The 15005-nt window shown below is 53.5% G+C and carries 16 protein-coding genes and 5 tRNA genes; 19 read left to right on the top strand and 2 right to left on the bottom strand.

Annotation, left to right across the window (positions count from 1 at the left end):
* Positions 1-654: 654 nt before the first annotated feature.
* The 18 genes from cydA (at position 655) to pnuC (ending at position 12187) form a co-directional block, all read left to right on the top strand.
* Positions 655-2223 carry a cytochrome ubiquinol oxidase subunit I gene (gene cydA, locus FY206_RS07700; RefSeq protein WP_032638923.1) on the top strand — a complete coding sequence of 523 codons (1569 nt, stop codon included), beginning with the start codon at positions 655-657 and terminating at the stop codon, positions 2221-2223.
* Positions 2224-2238: 15 nt separating this feature from the next.
* A complete protein-coding gene (cydB, locus tag FY206_RS07705; RefSeq protein WP_032638926.1) occupies positions 2239-3378 on the top strand; it encodes a cytochrome d ubiquinol oxidase subunit II in 1140 nt (379 codons plus the stop codon).
* A 14-nt stretch (positions 3379-3392) separates the two neighbouring features.
* Positions 3393-3506: a cytochrome bd-I oxidase subunit CydX gene (cydX, locus tag FY206_RS07710; RefSeq protein ID WP_003858598.1), complete on the top strand. Its 114-nt coding sequence runs from the start codon at positions 3393-3395 to the stop codon at positions 3504-3506.
* Positions 3506-3796: a cyd operon protein YbgE gene (gene ybgE, locus FY206_RS07715; protein ID WP_010428735.1), complete on the top strand. Its 291-nt coding sequence runs from the start codon at positions 3506-3508 to the stop codon at positions 3794-3796. Before cydX ends, ybgE begins: the two co-directional genes overlap by 1 nt.
* 148 nt (positions 3797-3944) lie before the next feature.
* Positions 3945-4349 carry a tol-pal system-associated acyl-CoA thioesterase gene (ybgC, locus tag FY206_RS07720; protein ID WP_003858593.1) on the top strand — a complete coding sequence of 135 codons (405 nt, stop codon included), beginning with the start codon at positions 3945-3947 and terminating at the stop codon, positions 4347-4349.
* On the top strand, positions 4346-5038 hold the full coding sequence (gene tolQ / locus FY206_RS07725) for a Tol-Pal system protein TolQ (protein ID WP_008501101.1): 693 nt from the start codon (positions 4346-4348) through the stop codon (positions 5036-5038). The genes ybgC and tolQ overlap by 4 nt, the downstream gene beginning before the upstream one ends.
* Before the next feature lie 3 nt (positions 5039-5041).
* A complete protein-coding gene (gene tolR / locus FY206_RS07730) occupies positions 5042-5470 on the top strand; it encodes a colicin uptake protein TolR (protein WP_032638928.1) in 429 nt (142 codons plus the stop codon).
* 28 nt (positions 5471-5498) lie between these two features.
* Positions 5499-6752, top strand: a complete 1254-nt coding sequence (tolA, locus tag FY206_RS07735; RefSeq protein ID WP_032638929.1) for a cell envelope integrity protein TolA — start codon at positions 5499-5501, stop codon at positions 6750-6752.
* Between the two features lie 133 nt (positions 6753-6885).
* Positions 6886-8178 (top strand): Tol-Pal system beta propeller repeat protein TolB, encoded by a 1293-nt coding sequence (gene tolB / locus FY206_RS07740; protein ID WP_032638931.1) that lies wholly within the window; start codon positions 6886-6888, stop codon positions 8176-8178.
* Positions 8179-8213: 35 nt separating this feature from the next.
* Positions 8214-8735, top strand: a complete 522-nt coding sequence (gene pal / locus FY206_RS07745) for a peptidoglycan-associated lipoprotein Pal (protein ID WP_003858578.1) — start codon at positions 8214-8216, stop codon at positions 8733-8735.
* Positions 8736-8744: 9 nt separating this feature from the next.
* Positions 8745-9539 (top strand): cell division protein CpoB, encoded by a 795-nt coding sequence (gene cpoB / locus FY206_RS07750; RefSeq protein WP_032638933.1) that lies wholly within the window; start codon positions 8745-8747, stop codon positions 9537-9539.
* A gap of 161 nt (positions 9540-9700) precedes the next feature.
* Positions 9701-9776, top strand: a tRNA-Lys gene (locus FY206_RS07755).
* 27 nt (positions 9777-9803) lie between these two features.
* A tRNA-Val gene (locus tag FY206_RS07760) sits at positions 9804-9879 on the top strand.
* A gap of 3 nt (positions 9880-9882) precedes the next feature.
* Positions 9883-9958: transfer RNA gene (locus tag FY206_RS07765), tRNA-Lys, on the top strand.
* A 46-nt stretch (positions 9959-10004) separates the two neighbouring features.
* Positions 10005-10080 (top strand) — tRNA-Lys (locus FY206_RS07770).
* A gap of 23 nt (positions 10081-10103) precedes the next feature.
* A tRNA-Lys gene (locus FY206_RS07775) sits at positions 10104-10179 on the top strand.
* 222 nt (positions 10180-10401) lie between these two features.
* Positions 10402-11445 carry a quinolinate synthase NadA gene (gene nadA, locus FY206_RS07780; protein ID WP_032638935.1) on the top strand — a complete coding sequence of 348 codons (1044 nt, stop codon included), beginning with the start codon at positions 10402-10404 and terminating at the stop codon, positions 11443-11445.
* Between the two features lie 22 nt (positions 11446-11467).
* On the top strand, positions 11468-12187 hold the full coding sequence (gene pnuC / locus FY206_RS07785; RefSeq protein ID WP_032638937.1) for a nicotinamide riboside transporter PnuC: 720 nt from the start codon (positions 11468-11470) through the stop codon (positions 12185-12187).
* Here the strand turns inward: pnuC and zitB are convergent.
* Positions 12184-13122 carry a CDF family zinc transporter ZitB gene (gene zitB, locus FY206_RS07790; RefSeq protein WP_032638939.1) on the bottom strand — a complete coding sequence of 313 codons (939 nt, stop codon included), beginning with the start codon at positions 13120-13122 and terminating at the stop codon, positions 12184-12186. The genes pnuC and zitB overlap by 4 nt on opposite strands.
* A 106-nt stretch (positions 13123-13228) precedes the next feature.
* A complete protein-coding gene (locus FY206_RS07795) occupies positions 13229-13609 on the bottom strand; it encodes a protein YbgS (protein WP_032638941.1) in 381 nt (126 codons plus the stop codon).
* A gap of 302 nt (positions 13610-13911) precedes the next feature.
* Between FY206_RS07795 and aroG the strand changes: the two genes are divergently transcribed.
* The gene (gene aroG / locus FY206_RS07800; RefSeq protein ID WP_032638943.1) at positions 13912-14964 is read left to right on the top strand and encodes a 3-deoxy-7-phosphoheptulonate synthase AroG; all 1053 of its coding nucleotides are present in this window, start codon (positions 13912-13914) and stop codon (positions 14962-14964) included.
* Positions 14965-15005 lie beyond the last annotated feature (41 nt).

Below are 15005 nucleotides of genomic sequence, written 5' to 3' on the forward strand. Positions count from 1 at the left end.
TTTTTTTATTGCCTGCCGGGCGTCATGCAATAGTCACACAGTGGTGTTAATTAGAGAGGGTGTGAAAGTAAAATAATTGTTATTCATTTACCTTGCAGCGAGCAGATGGAAAAAAATGAAAAATACACTAAAATTTATGTCCTGAATAAATCGGTCGTTCAGGATTGCTGAGTTAATAAAAATCACTTCTGTTTATATTTATCTGTCGATTCGATAACCTTAATTGTATTTCATATACATATCTTTAACATGGTTTTTACCATGTTCACCACATCAAAACACAATTAACATAACGGATTGTTTTTGATTTAAATCAATGTTTAATCCTTGGAAAAACCCATCAAAAGGCGCTAAATTGTCCCCGATCAAAATGGCCGAAAAGTGGTAATTTTGCTATAAATTGATCGCCGTCGAAAAACGTAAATGTGATTCAATAAAAACCTGTTTATTGTAAGGGTTTTGCAGCGTATTATATTTGCGGGATCAATTTGAGTTTTTTATTAACGTATTTGTAACCTCACGTCATCGTTTTTATCTTCCTTTAGGGTAATAACGACGACAAGGATGCGAATAATTTGTATTGGGGCATGCGTGTGGATCTCTCTCTGACGGGGTTCACTCTCGGAGTCTTCATGCGATGAGCAAGGAGTCATGATGTTAGATATAGTCGAACTGTCGCGCTTACAGTTTGCCTTGACCGCGATGTACCACTTCCTTTTTGTGCCGCTGACGCTCGGTATGGCGTTCCTGCTGGCCATCATGGAAACGGTATACGTTCTCTCCGGCAAACAGATTTATAAAGATATGACCAAGTTCTGGGGCAAGTTGTTTGGTATCAACTTCGCACTGGGCGTGGCAACCGGTTTGACCATGGAGTTCCAGTTCGGGACTAACTGGTCTTACTATTCCCACTATGTAGGGGATATCTTCGGTGCGCCGCTGGCCATTGAAGGTCTGATGGCATTCTTCCTCGAATCCACCTTTGTAGGTCTGTTCTTCTTCGGCTGGGACCGTCTGGGTAAAGTCCAGCATATGGCGGTGACCTGGCTGGTGGCATTAGGTTCGAACCTGTCCGCGCTGTGGATCCTGGTGGCGAACGGCTGGATGCAGAACCCTATCGCGTCTGATTTCAACTTCGAAACCATGCGCATGGAGATGGTCAGCTTTGCCGAGCTGGTCCTGAACCCGGTTGCGCAGGTTAAATTCGTTCACACCGTTGCCTCTGGCTACGTGTGCGGCGCGATGTTTGTCCTGGGTATCAGCTCCTACTACATGCTGCGCGGTCGCGACTTCGCGTTTGCTAAGCGCTCCTTTGCTATCGCTGCAAGCTTCGGTATGGCTGCCATCCTCTCTGTTATCGTTCTGGGTGATGAATCCGGTTACGAAATGGGTGACGTGCAGAAAACCAAACTGGCTGCGATCGAAGCCGAATGGGAAACCCAGCCGGCGCCTGCCGCCTTTACGCTGTTCGGTATTCCCGATCAGGACGCGCAGGAAAACCGCTTCGCGATTCAGATCCCTTACGCGCTGGGCATCATCGCCACCCGTTCTGTTGATAAGCAGGTAACCGGTCTGAAAGAGCTGATGGTTCAGCACGAAGAGCGTATTCGTAACGGTATGAAAGCCTACTCGCTGCTGGAACAGCTGCGTGCCGGTTCTACCGATCAGACGGTGCGCGACCAGTTCAACGACGTGAAGAAAGATCTGGGTTACGGTCTGCTGCTGAAACGCTATACCCCGAACGTTTCTGATGCGACGGAAGCGCAGATCCAGATGGCAACCAAAGACTCCATTCCGCGCGTTGCGCCGCTGTACTTTGCATTCCGTATCATGGTGGGCTGCGGCATCATCATGCTGCTGATCATTGCGGCCTCCTTCTGGTCCGTGATTCGCAACCGTATCGGCGAGAAAAAATGGCTGCTGCGCACCGCGCTGTACGGTATTCCACTGCCGTGGATCGCGATTGAATCCGGCTGGTTTGTTGCCGAGTATGGCCGTCAGCCATGGGCGATTGGTGAGGTACTGCCAACCGCGGTAGCGAACTCGTCCCTGACAGCGGGCGATCTGATCTTCTCCATGCTGCTGATTTGTGGTCTGTACACCCTGTTCCTGGTGGCTGAACTGTTCCTGATGTTCAAGTTCGCGCGCCTTGGCCCAAGCAGCCTGAAAACCGGTCGCTATCACTACGAGCAGTCCACTGCGACTACTCAGCCGGCACGCTAAGACAGGAGTCATCAAATGATCGATTATGAAGTATTGCGTTTTATCTGGTGGCTGTTGATTGGCGTTCTGCTGATCGGTTTCGCCGTCACCGATGGTTTCGACATGGGGGTGGGGATGCTCACCCGTTTCCTCGGTCGTAATGACACCGAGCGTCGAATCATGATCAATTCCATCGCCCCGCACTGGGACGGTAACCAGGTGTGGCTGATCACCGCAGGCGGCGCGCTGTTTGCTGCCTGGCCGATGGTCTACGCGGCTGCGTTCTCCGGCTTCTATGTGGCGATGATTCTGGTGCTGGCCTCTTTGTTCTTCCGTCCGGTCGGTTTCGACTACCGTTCCAAGATTGAAGACACCCGCTGGCGCAACATGTGGGACTGGGGCATCTTCATCGGTAGCTTCGTTCCACCGCTGGTGATCGGCGTGGCGTTCGGTAACCTGCTGCAGGGCGTACCGTTCCATCTGGACGAATACATGCGCCTCTACTACACCGGTAACTTCTTCCAGCTGCTGAACCCGTTTGGTCTGCTGGCGGGTGTGGTGAGCGTGGCGATGATCATCACCCAGGGCGCTACCTACCTGCAGATGCGTACGGTGGGTGAGCTGCACCTGCGTTCCCGCGCGACGGCTCAGGTTGCTGCGCTGGTCACGCTGGTCTGCTTCGCGCTGGCCGGTGTGTGGGTGGTGTACGGTATTGATGGCTACGTGGTGACCTCTGCGATCAACCATACCGCGCCGTCTAACCCACTGACCAAAGAAGTGGCGCGTCAGGCAGGGGCATGGCTGGTGAACTTCAACAACACCCCTGCGCTGTGGGCGATTCCGGCGCTGGGCGTGCTGCTGCCGCTGCTGACCGTGCTGACGTCTCGTCTGGAGAAAGGCGCGCTGGCGTTCGTGTTCTCTTCACTGACCCTGGCATGCATCATCCTGACGGCGGGTATTGCCATGTTCCCATTCGTCATGCCATCCAGCACCATGCTGAATGCTAGCCTGACCATGTGGGATGCAACGTCCAGCCATATGACGCTGAACCTGATGACTTACGTTGCTTGCGTGTTTGTTCCGATCGTTCTGGCCTACACCATCTGGTGTTACTGGAAAATGTTCGGCCGCATCACCAAAGAACATATCGAAAGCAACACCCACTCTATGTACTAAGTAAGGAGCTGAATATGTGGTATTTCGCATGGATTTTAGGGACGCTTCTTGCCTGTGCATTTGGTGTCATCACTGCCCTGGCGCTTGAGCACGTCGAAGCGACCAAAGCGGGTGAAGAAAAACACTGATGAATATTATCGCAACGTTATATGCGGTAATGGATAAGCGCCCGTTACGGGCGCTTTCTTTAGTGATGGCATTACTGCTGGCAGGTTGTATCTTCTGGGACCCGTCGCGCTTTGCAGCGAAGACCAGCGAGCTTGAAATCTGGCACGGCTTCCTCATTATGTGGGCGGTGTGTGCTGGGGTGATCCACGGCGTGGGCTTTCGTCCGAAAGCCGTTCACTGGCAGGGAATTTTTTGCCCGCTGATTGCCGACCTGGTGCTTCTCGCCGGTTTGATTTTCTTCTTCTTCTGAATAAGAAATGTCCGTTAACGTTATGGGCTTACCCAAGCCCATAAAAATTTACTCTCCGTTTACTTTCTCCCATTCCCAACCCTCATTCCCGCGCGTATAGTAGCGAAGTTTAAAAGCATTAACTTTTGTTGCATTACTGGGATGTAAAGTGAATACAACGCTGTTTCGATGGCCGGTTCGCGTCTATTACGAAGACACCGATGCCGGTGGTGTGGTTTACCACGCCAGCTACGTTGCTTTTTATGAACGGGCACGCACAGAGATGCTGCGCCATCATCACTTTAGTCAACAGGTGCTGTTGGCTGAGCGAGTTGCCTTCGTGGTACGCAAGATGACGCTTGAGTACTTTGCGCCTGCCAGACTCGACGATATGCTCGAAGTCCAAACTGAAATTACATCAATGCGCGGGACCTCACTGGTTTTCACGCAGCGGATAGTCAACGCAGAGAATACCGTACTGAACTCAGCTGAAGTGCTGATTGTTTGTGTTGATCCAACCATAATGAAGCCTCGTGCGCTTCCTAAGTCTATTGTCGCGGAGTTTAAGCAGTGACTGACATGAATATCCTTGATTTGTTCCTGAAGGCAAGCCTTCTGGTTAAACTTATCATGTTGATTTTGATTGGTTTTTCAATCGCATCCTGGGCCATCATTATCCAGAGAACGCGTATCCTCAATGCCGCTGGCCGTGAAGCTGAAGCGTTTGAAGATAAGTTCTGGTCGGGTATTGAGCTTTCTCGTCTGTATCAGGAAAGCCAGGGACGCCGTGAAAACCTTACAGGCTCCGAGCAAATTTTTTATAGCGGTTTCAAAGAGTTTGCTCGTCTCCATCGTGCAAACAATCATGCGCCGGAAGCGGTGGTGGAAGGTGCCTCGCGTGCGATGCGTATCTCGATGAACCGTGAGCTGGAAAATCTCGAAACGCACATTCCATTCCTCGGCACTGTCGGTTCCATCAGCCCGTATATCGGCCTGTTTGGTACCGTGTGGGGGATCATGCACGCCTTTATCGCGCTGGGCGCGGTAAAGCAGGCGACGTTGCAGATGGTTGCACCGGGTATCGCTGAAGCACTGATTGCGACCGCTATCGGTCTGTTTGCGGCCATTCCGGCGGTTATGGCGTATAACCGTCTGAACCAGCGCGTGAACAAACTGGAACTGAACTACGACAACTTTATGGAAGAGTTCACCGCGATTCTGCACCGTCAGGCGTTTACCAGCACCGAGAGCAACAAGGGGTAAACCATGGCCAGATCGCGTGGACGAGGTCGTCGCGAGCTCAAGTCCGAAATCAATATCGTTCCACTGCTGGACGTCCTGCTGGTACTGCTGCTGATCTTCATGGCAACAGCGCCCATCATTACCCAGAGCGTGGAAGTGGATCTGCCGGATGCGACAGAATCACAGGCGGTGAGCACCAATGACGATCCTCCTGTTATCATTGAGGTTTCCGGCGTAGGGCAATACAGCGTGGTGGTCGAGAAAGATCGTATGGATCAGCTGCCGCCTGAGCAGGTTATTGCTGAAGCGCAGCGTCGCCTGGCGTCAAATCCGAAAACGGTCTTCTTAATCGGTGGCGCGAAGGACGTACCCTACGATGAAATTATTAAAGCGCTGAACTTGCTACATAGTGCGGGCGTTAAGTCAGTTGGCTTAATGACCCAACCTATTTAATCATCCGCGTAGTTTTTGGGAACCGATAGTGTCAAAGGCAACCGAACAGAACGACAAGCTTAAGCGAGCGATAATCGTCTCCGCAGTGCTGCACGTTATTCTTTTTGCAGCGCTGATCTGGAGTTCGTTCGACGAGCATATTGATGCATCAGCCGGCGGCGGTGGAGGCTCTTCCATTGACGCCGTGATGGTGGATCCCGGTGCGGTAGTACAGAACTATAATCGCGAACAACAGCAGAAAGCGAGTGCCAAACGGGCTGAAGAGCAGCGTGAAAAACAGGCGCAACAGCAGGCGGAAGAGCTGCGTGAAAAGCAGGCCGCAGAGCAGGAGCGTTTGAAGCAGCTTGAGAAAGAACGTTTGCAGGCGCAGGAAGCCGCGAAAGCGCAGGCGGAACAGCAGAAACAAGCCGAAGAGGCCGCGAAGAAAGCCCAGGAGCAGCAAAAGCAGGCGGAAGAGGCGGCAGCAAAAGCCGCAGCGGACGCGAAAGCGCAGGCTGATGCCCAGGCAAAATTAGCGGCAGAAGCGGCGAAGAAAGCCGCTGCTGATGCCCAGAAGAAAGCCGAAGCGGAAGCCGCGAAGAAAGCCGCTGCTGATGCTCAGAAGAAAGCTGAAGCGGAAGCCGCGAAGAAAGCCGCTGCCGATGCTCAGAAGAAAGCCGAAGCGGAAGCCGCGAAAAAAGCCGCTCAGGAAGCAGAGAAGAAAGCTGCTGCCGAGGCCGCGAAGAAAGCGGCTGCTGCTGAAAAAGCAGCAGCAGAAAAAGCGGCAGCCGCCGAAAAAGCCGCTGCTGATAAAAAAGCTGCAGCTGAGAAGGCCGCTGCCGATAAGAAAGCGGCAGCTGAAAAAGCCGCTGCGAAGAAGGCCGCCGCCGCTGAGAAAGCTGCTGCCGCCGCAGGGGTTGACGATCTGCTGGGCGATTTGAGCTCCGGTAAGAATGCGCCGAAAACGGGCGGTGGTGCGAAAGGAAACAACGCAGCGCCGACGGGAAGCGGTAACACTAAGAGTAACGGTGCGACAGGGGCTGAAATCAACGGTTATGCCGCGCAGATTAAATCCGCTATTGAAAGCCGATTCTATGATGCGTCTTCCTATGCCGGTAAAACGTGTACGTTGCGTATAAAACTGGCTCCGGACGGCATGCTGCTGGATATTAAGTCTGAAGGTGGCGACCCGGCTTTATGCACTGCGGCCCTGGCTGCAGCGCGTCAGGCGAAGATGCCTAAACCGCCTTCGCAGGCAGTCTACGAAGTCTTCAAAAATGCGCCGCTGGACTTCAAACCTTAAGTTACATTTTCCCCGTGCAAACGGGGAAAAATAGACCAGGTTTAGTCACAGGGTTCGGTAGTTTTGTCTATTTGAGTTTGTTAACATTCTGCTAAATTATCGTGGGTAAGGTTACCCGGATAAGGGAGATATGATGAAGCAGGCATTACGTGTAGCATTTGGTTTTTTAATGCTGTGGGCAGCAGTCCTGCACGCAGAAGTACGTATCGAGATCACCCAGGGGGTGGACTCGGCACGCCCAATCGGCGTCGTTCCGTTCCAGTGGGCCGGTCCTGGCGCTGCACCTGAAGATGCCGGTGGCATCGTGGCGGCTGACCTGCGTAACAGCGGTAAATTCAACCCGTTAGATCGTTCTCGTCTGCCTCAGCAGCCGGGCAGCGCGCAGGAAGTACAGCCTGCTGCATGGTCTGCGCTGGGTATTGATGCGGTCGTTGTGGGTCAGGTTACCCCTAACCCGGACGGCTCTTACAACGTGGCCTGGCAGCTGGTGGATACCGGTGGTGCACCGGGTACCGTTCTGGCTCAGAACTCTTACAAGGTCACTAAACAGTACCTGCGCTACGCGGCTCACGCTGCCAGCGATGCGGTATTTGAAAAACTCACCGGCATTAAAGGTGCGTTCCGTACCCGTATTGCTTATGTAGTGCAGACCAACGGTGGTCAGTTCCCGTATGAGCTGCGCGTCTCTGACTACGACGGCTACAACCAGTTCCTGGTGAAGCGTTCCTCACAGCCGCTGATGTCTCCAGCATGGTCTCCGGACGGTTCTAAGCTCGCCTATGTGACCTTCGAAAGCGGCCGTTCAGCGCTGGTTATTCAGACGCTGGCAAACGGTGCCGTTCGTCAGGTAGCGTCCTTCCCACGTCACAACGGCGCGCCTTCGTTCTCTCCGGACGGGTCTAAACTGGCGTTTGCGCTGTCGAAAACCGGTAGCCTGAACCTGTACGTGATGGACATTGGCTCTGGCCAGATCCGTCAGGTGACGGATGGTCGCAGCAACAACACCGAACCATCATGGTTCCCGGACAGTCAAAACCTGGCGTTTACCTCTGACCAGGCTGGCCGTCCACAAATCTATAAAGTCAACATCAACGGCGGTGCTCCGCAGCGTATTACCTGGGAAGGTTCACAGAACCAGAACGCAGACGTGAGCACCGACGGTAAATTTATGGTAATGGTCAGCTCAAACGGTGGGCAGCAGCACATTGCCAAACAAGATCTGGTAGCGGGTGGCGTTCAAGTTCTGTCGTCAACGTTCCTGGATGAAACGCCAAGTCTGGCACCTAACGGCACGATGGTAATCTACAGCTCTTCTCAGGGGATGGGATCTGTGCTGAATCTGGTTTCTACGGATGGGCGTTTCAAAGCGCGTATTCCGGCCACTGATGGACAGGTAAAATCACCTGCCTGGTCGCCGTATCTGTAAATAATAATTAATTGATTACTAAAGGAATCATAGAAATGCAACTGAACAAAGTGCTGAAGGGGCTGATGATCGCTCTGCCTGTAATGGCAATCGCAGCGTGTTCTTCTAACAAGAACGCCAGCAATGACCAGAGCGGCGAAGGCATGATGGGTGCCGGCACCGGTATGGACGCGAACGGCAATGGCAACATGTCTTCTGAAGAGCAGGCGCGTCTTCAGATGCAGCAGCTGCAGCAGAACAACATCGTTTACTTCGATCTGGATAAATACGACATCCGTTCTGACTTCGCTGCGATGCTGGATGCTCACGCTAACTTCCTGCGTAGCAACCCATCTTACAAAGTCACCGTAGAAGGTCACGCGGACGAACGTGGTACTCCAGAGTACAACATCTCCCTGGGTGAACGTCGTGCTAACGCTGTTAAAATGTACCTGCAGGGTAAAGGCGTTTCTGCTGACCAGATCTCCATCGTTTCTTACGGTAAAGAAAAACCTGCAGTACTGGGTCACGACGAAGCGGCTTACTCCAAAAACCGTCGTGCCGTACTGGTTTACTAAGAGAATGGCATGAGCAGTAACTTCAGACATCATCTGTTGAGTCTGTCGTTACTGGTTGGAATAGCGGCCCCCTGGGCCGCTTTTGCTCAGGCACCAATCAGTAGTGTCGGCTCAGGCTCGGTAGAAGACCGGGTCACTCAACTCGAGCGTATTTCTAACGCTCACAGCCAGCTTTTAACCCAGCTCCAGCAACAACTTTCCGACAACCAGAATGATATTGACTCTCTCCGCGGCCAGATTCAGGAAAGCCAGTATCAGTTGAACCAGGTTGTGGAACGCCAGAAGCAGATTTTGCTGCAAATTGATAGCCTGAGCAGCGGTGGTGGTGCAGCACAAGCACAGCCAGCCGCGGGCGATCAGAGCGGTGCAGCAACATCAGCTCCGGCTGCGGACGCGTCTGCTTCAACAGGTGCGCCTGTACAGAGCGGTGACGCGAATACGGACTACAACGCGGCCATTGCCCTGGTGCAGGATCAATCTCGTCAGGATGACGCGCTGGCTGCGTTTCAGAACTTTGTTAAGAAATACCCTGATTCCACTTACCAGCCGAATGCGAATTACTGGCTCGGTCAGCTGAATTACAACAAGGGTAAAAAGGACGATGCGGCGTTTTATTTTGCCTCCGTGGTGAAAAATTACCCGAAATCGCCGAAAGCGCCTGATGCGATGTACAAAGTGGGCGTGATCATGCAGGACAAAGGCGATACGGCGAAAGCCAAAGCGGTTTATCAGCAGGTGGTCGCAAAATTCCCAGGTACCGAAGGTGCTAAGCAGGCGCAAAAACGTCTGAATTCGATGGGATGATTATCGCATGACCAGAAATCGCGTTATTTCTGGTCGTGCAGCATGATTACTAAGCAGTTAAGTGATCTTCATCGAAATTTTTGTTGCGCTGAATTCTTAAATCAGTAATATATGCCGCCGTTGCCACGGGATATCAAACAACGTGAAAACAGCGTAAAAGTGGGTCGTTAGCTCAGTTGGTAGAGCAGTTGACTTTTAATCAATTGGTCGCAGGTTCGAATCCTGCACGACCCACCACTTAAAGCAGTTCCGGCAGTACAGAGTGGGTGATTAGCTCAGTTGGTAGAGCATCTCCTTTACACGGAGGGGGTCGGCGGTTCGAGCCCGTCATCACCCACCACTCGGGTCGTTAGCTCAGTTGGTAGAGCAGTTGACTTTTAATCAATTGGTCGCAGGTTCGAATCCTGCACGACCCACCACTTAAAAGTGGTACCGAGTAAAAATCTTCGAAGTCAGCACCCGAATGGGTCGTTAGCTCAGTTGGTAGAGCAGTTGACTTTTAATCAATTGGTCGCAGGTTCGAATCCTGCACGACCCACCACTTCGAAGAAAAAATCCCGCAAGGGGTCGTTAGCTCAGTTGGTAGAGCAGTTGACTTTTAATCAATTGGTCGCAGGTTCGAATCCTGCACGACCCACCAGTGTAGAAAGGCGCCCTAAAGGCGCCTTTTTGCTACCTGGAGCTTTTGTAGGTCGGGTAAGGCGAAGCCGCCACCCGACAAATGCTATCCGCACCTATTTCCGGTGACTTTTTCTCTCATATTCGCTATCTTGTTTAGTATACAAAACACAATTGCCATGCGTTTTGCTATGTCAGGCAAAAGAAAGGCAATATTGTTAAGCCAGTAAAACGAGAAGCCATAATGAGCGTGATGTTTGATCCCGAAGCCGCAATCTACCCCTTTCCGCCAAAGCCTGCCCCGCTGAGCCTTGATGAAAAGCAATTCTACCGCGAGAAGATCAAACGTCTTCTCAAAGAGCGCGATGCGGTGATGGTAGCCCATTACTACACCGACCCGGAAATCCAGCAGCTGGCGGAAGAGACCGGGGGCTGTATTTCTGACTCGCTTGAGATGGCGCGCTTCGGGGCAAAACATCCCGCTTCCACGCTGCTCGTCGCCGGCGTGCGTTTTATGGGCGAAACGGCAAAGATCCTCAGCCCTGAAAAAACCATTCTGATGCCCACGCTCAATGCGGAGTGTTCGCTGGATCTCGGCTGTCCGATTGATGAATTCACGGCTTTCTGCGACGCGCATCCTGACCGGACCGTGGTGGTTTACGCCAACACTTCCGCGGCGGTAAAAGCGCGGGCAGACTGGGTCGTGACCTCCAGCATCGCAGTTGAGCTGATTGAGCATCTGGACAGCCTGGGCGAGAAAATTATCTGGGCGCCTGACCGCCATCTCGGCAATTACGTTCAGAAGCAGACGGGCGCAGACGTCCTCTGCTGGCAGGGTGCCTGCATTGTGCACGATGAGTTCAAAACCCAGGCGCTGGCACGCATGAAGGCGCTGTACCCTGACGCCGCCATTCTTGTTCACCCTGAGTCACCGCAGTCGATTGTCGACATGGCGGATGCCGTGGGATCAACCAGCCAGCTTATCAACGCAGCCAGAACGCTGCCAAACAGGCAGCTCATCGTGGCGACCGATCGCGGTATTTTCTACAAGATGCAGCAGGCCGTGCCGGAGAAAGAGCTCCTTGAGGCGCCAACGGCGGGCGAGGGCGCGACGTGCCGCAGCTGTGCGCATTGTCCGTGGATGGCGATGAACGGCCTGAAGGCCATTGCCGAAGGGCTGGAGACAGGCGGCGCAGCGCATGAAATCCACGTGGATGCCGCTCTGCGTGAAGGCGCGTTAATTCCGCTTAACCGCATGCTGGATTTTGCGGCTACACTACGTACTTAATTCAACACGTCCCGGGGAAAAGATGGATTTTTTTAGCACGCAGAACATTCTGGTACATATACCGATTGGTGCAGGTGGCTATGACCTGTCATGGATTGAGGCCGTCGGCACGCTGGCGGGATTACTCTGCATCTGGCTGGCAAGCCTGGAGAAGATTAGCAATTATGCATTCGGGCTGATTAACGTCACGCTCTTTGCGATTATCTTCTTTCAGATCCAGCTGTACGCCAGCCTGCTATTGCAGCTGTTTTTCTTCGCCGCCAATATTTACGGCTGGTACGCGTGGTCGCGTCAGAACGGCCAGCAGGAAGCTGAGCTGCAGATCCGCTGGCTCCCCCTGCCGAAAGCCATCGCCTGGTTTGTTGCCTGCGTGGTCGCCATTGGCTTAATGACCGTCTACATCAACCCGGTGTTTGCGTTCCTGACCCGCGTTGCGGTGTCGGTCATGTCCGGTTTAGGCCTGAACGTGACGATGCCTGTGCTCCAGCCGGATGCCTTCCCGTTCTGGGATTCCTGCATGATGGTGCTGTCGATTGCGGCGATGATCCTGATGACCCGCAAATACGTTGAGAACTGGCTGCTGTGGGTCGTTATCAACGTCATCAGCGTAGCGATCTTCGCGCTACAGGGCGTCTATGCCATGTCGCTGGAGTACCTGCTGCTGACCTTCATCGCGCTCAACGGTAGCCGGATGTGGATTAACAGCGCGCGCGAGCGAGGTTCCCACGCGCTTTCCAGCTAGTGGTGATGGTGATGTGAATGGCCGGACTGCGCCTCGTTAAGGTCGCAGTCCGGCCCGCTGCAGGGCTGATACTCCATCTGGACGGTGGCGTGGCTAATATCGTAGTTGTGCTCCAGGAAGTGCTGGATGCGATCGAGCAGCGCATCGTGATCGTGAGGCGGGATCACCTGGACGTGCAGCGTCATCACCGGTTTTTCACCCACCAGCCAGACGTGCACATGATGAACATTGCGCACTTCCGGAACTGAACGGCGCAGGTTACGCTTCAGCTCGTCGATATCCATGGAGGCAGGCGCCCCTTCAAGCAGTTCATTCACGCTCTCCTTCAGCAGCCGCCAGGCACTGCGCAAGACCAGACACGATACCAGCACGGACAGAATCGGATCGACAGGCGTCCAGCCGGTGTAGAGGATCACCAGCGCTGCGACAATCGCCCCAACTGAACCGAGCAAATCACCCAGCACATGCAGGGCCGCCGCACGCACGTTGAGGTTCTTTTCCCCGCTACCGCGATGCAAAATCCAGAACGCCAGAATATTGGCCAGCAGTCCCGCCACCGCAATGACCATCATTGTTGCCCCGGCGATAGGCTGAGGGTGTCTGAAGCGCTGTACGGCCTCCCAGACGATGAGGATCGTAATGACCACCAGCGCGATGGCGTTAACAAACGCGGCAAGGGTGGTCAGCCTCAGCCAGCCGAAGGTATGGCGCGCGTTCGCTGGACGACGCGCGAACTGCACGGCCAGCAGGGCGAAGAGCAGCGCGGCGGCATCGGTCAGCATATGCCCGGCATCTGCCAGAAGCGCCAGAGAGCCGGACACAAGGCCGCCAATGACCTCGATAATCATAAACGTTGCCGTGACGCCAAAGGCCAGCAGCAGTCGTTTTGCGTTGTCGTTGCCGGGAGCGTGCGAGTGGGAATGGGAGTGCGCCATGTCTGCTTTCCTGATGTGTTATTGTTTTTAGTGTAGCGTTTTTAATAGGTTACTCCAAAAAGAAAGGAGAGCCTGAGCTCTCCTTTTTATTCCCGATCGGAACCCGTTACTGGGTCGTGCCATCGGTTTTGGTATTGGCGTCGCTACCCACCTTGTCGTTAGGGTTCGGGCATTTGCCGTCCTTGCACACAGAGTTCTTATGGACCTCATCTGAACTCATATTGTCATGGTTCATGGTACCGGAACTGCCGCCGTTGGGATGCATCATGGTACCGCCAGTGTTGGTGTTCCCGGTATTGATCTGGCTGTTGTCGACGTTATTTGGGGCGATATTCTGTTTCGCATCAGGGGCAACCTGGCCTGCTGCCGCTGCTGCGTTAGCATCCCCGTTGCTGTCTGAGGTACCCGTTTCCGCGGCCAGGACGCTGCCGCTGGCTAAAGTGAGTGTGGCGGTCAGGAAGAGGGTTGCCAGTTTTGTCATTTTCATCATGGTGCTCCTGTTCTTGTCGTTACGCTGGATAACATCTCCAACAGTGCATCTTTTCAAAGGCGAAAGATTCCACCATACGGACTTACGTCAGTAGGGAATCGCGTTTAAGCATGTAAAAGTGGTTGTTACAGTTAAAAAGCTTAGGTTAGATCTCACTTTTCTCTATTTTGTGGCGATTTTTAGGTGAATTCCAGGAATTATCTGCGTGAAGTGTAAAACCGTGTTTACACTTCCATACCGACAAGATAGATTGAAAGGATTGCTTTCATTACTAAAGATATGGCAGAGCTGGAAAGAAGATGAATTATCAGAACGACGATTTACGCATTAAAGAGATCAATGAGTTATTACCTCCCGTAGCGCTCCTTGAGAAATTCCCCGCCACTGAAAATGCCGCAAACACGGTTTCTCATGCTCGTAAAGCGATCCATAAGATCCTGAAAGGTAATGACGATCGTCTTCTGGTGGTGATTGGCCCATGCTCCATCCACGATCCCGCCGCCGCGAAAGAGTACGCCGCCCGTCTGCTCACCCTGCGTGAAGAGCTGAAGGACGAGCTGGAAATTGTGATGCGCGTCTACTTTGAAAAACCGCGCACCACCGTGGGCTGGAAAGGGCTGATTAACGATCCGCATATGGATAACAGCTTCCAGATCAACGACGGCCTGCGCATTGCGCGCAAGCTGCTGCTGGAGATCAACGACAGCGGCCTGCCTGCGGCCGGTGAATTCCTGGACATGATTACGCCGCAGTATCTGGCAGACCTGATGAGCTGGGGGGCAATTGGTGCCCGCACCACTGAATCTCAGGTTCACCGCGAGCTGGCGTCCGGCCTCTCTTGCCCGGTAGGGTTCAAGAACGGCACTGACGGTACCATTAAGGTGGCTATCGACGCCATCAACGCAGCGGGTGCGCCGCACTGCTTCCTCTCCGTGACCAAATGGGGTCATTCCGCCATAGTGAATACCAGCGGTAACGGTGACTGCCATATCATTCTGCGCGGCGGTAAAGAGCCAAACTACAGTGCAAAACATGTGGCAGAAGTGAAGGTCGGGCTGGAGAAAGCCGGGCTGTCGCCGCAGGTGATGATCGATTTCAGCCACGCCAACTCCAGCAAGCAGTTCAAAAAGCAGATGGAAGTGGGGGCAGACGTCTGCCAGCAGATTGCCGGCGGCGAGAAGGCGGTGATTGGGGTGATGATCGAAAGCCACCTGGTTGAAGGTAACCAGAATCTGGAAGGCAGCGAGCCGCTGGTGTATGGCAAAAGCGTCACCGATGCCTGCATCGGCTGGGACGATACCGACGCCCTCCTGCGCCAGCTGGCGAATGCGGTTAAAGCGCGTCGCGGCTGAATGCTCAGGCACAAATAAAAAAGCGCGGAAGGCTCCGCGCT

The organism is Enterobacter chengduensis (assembly GCF_001984825.2).
Taxonomy (GTDB): Bacteria; Pseudomonadota; Gammaproteobacteria; order Enterobacterales; family Enterobacteriaceae; genus Enterobacter; species Enterobacter chengduensis.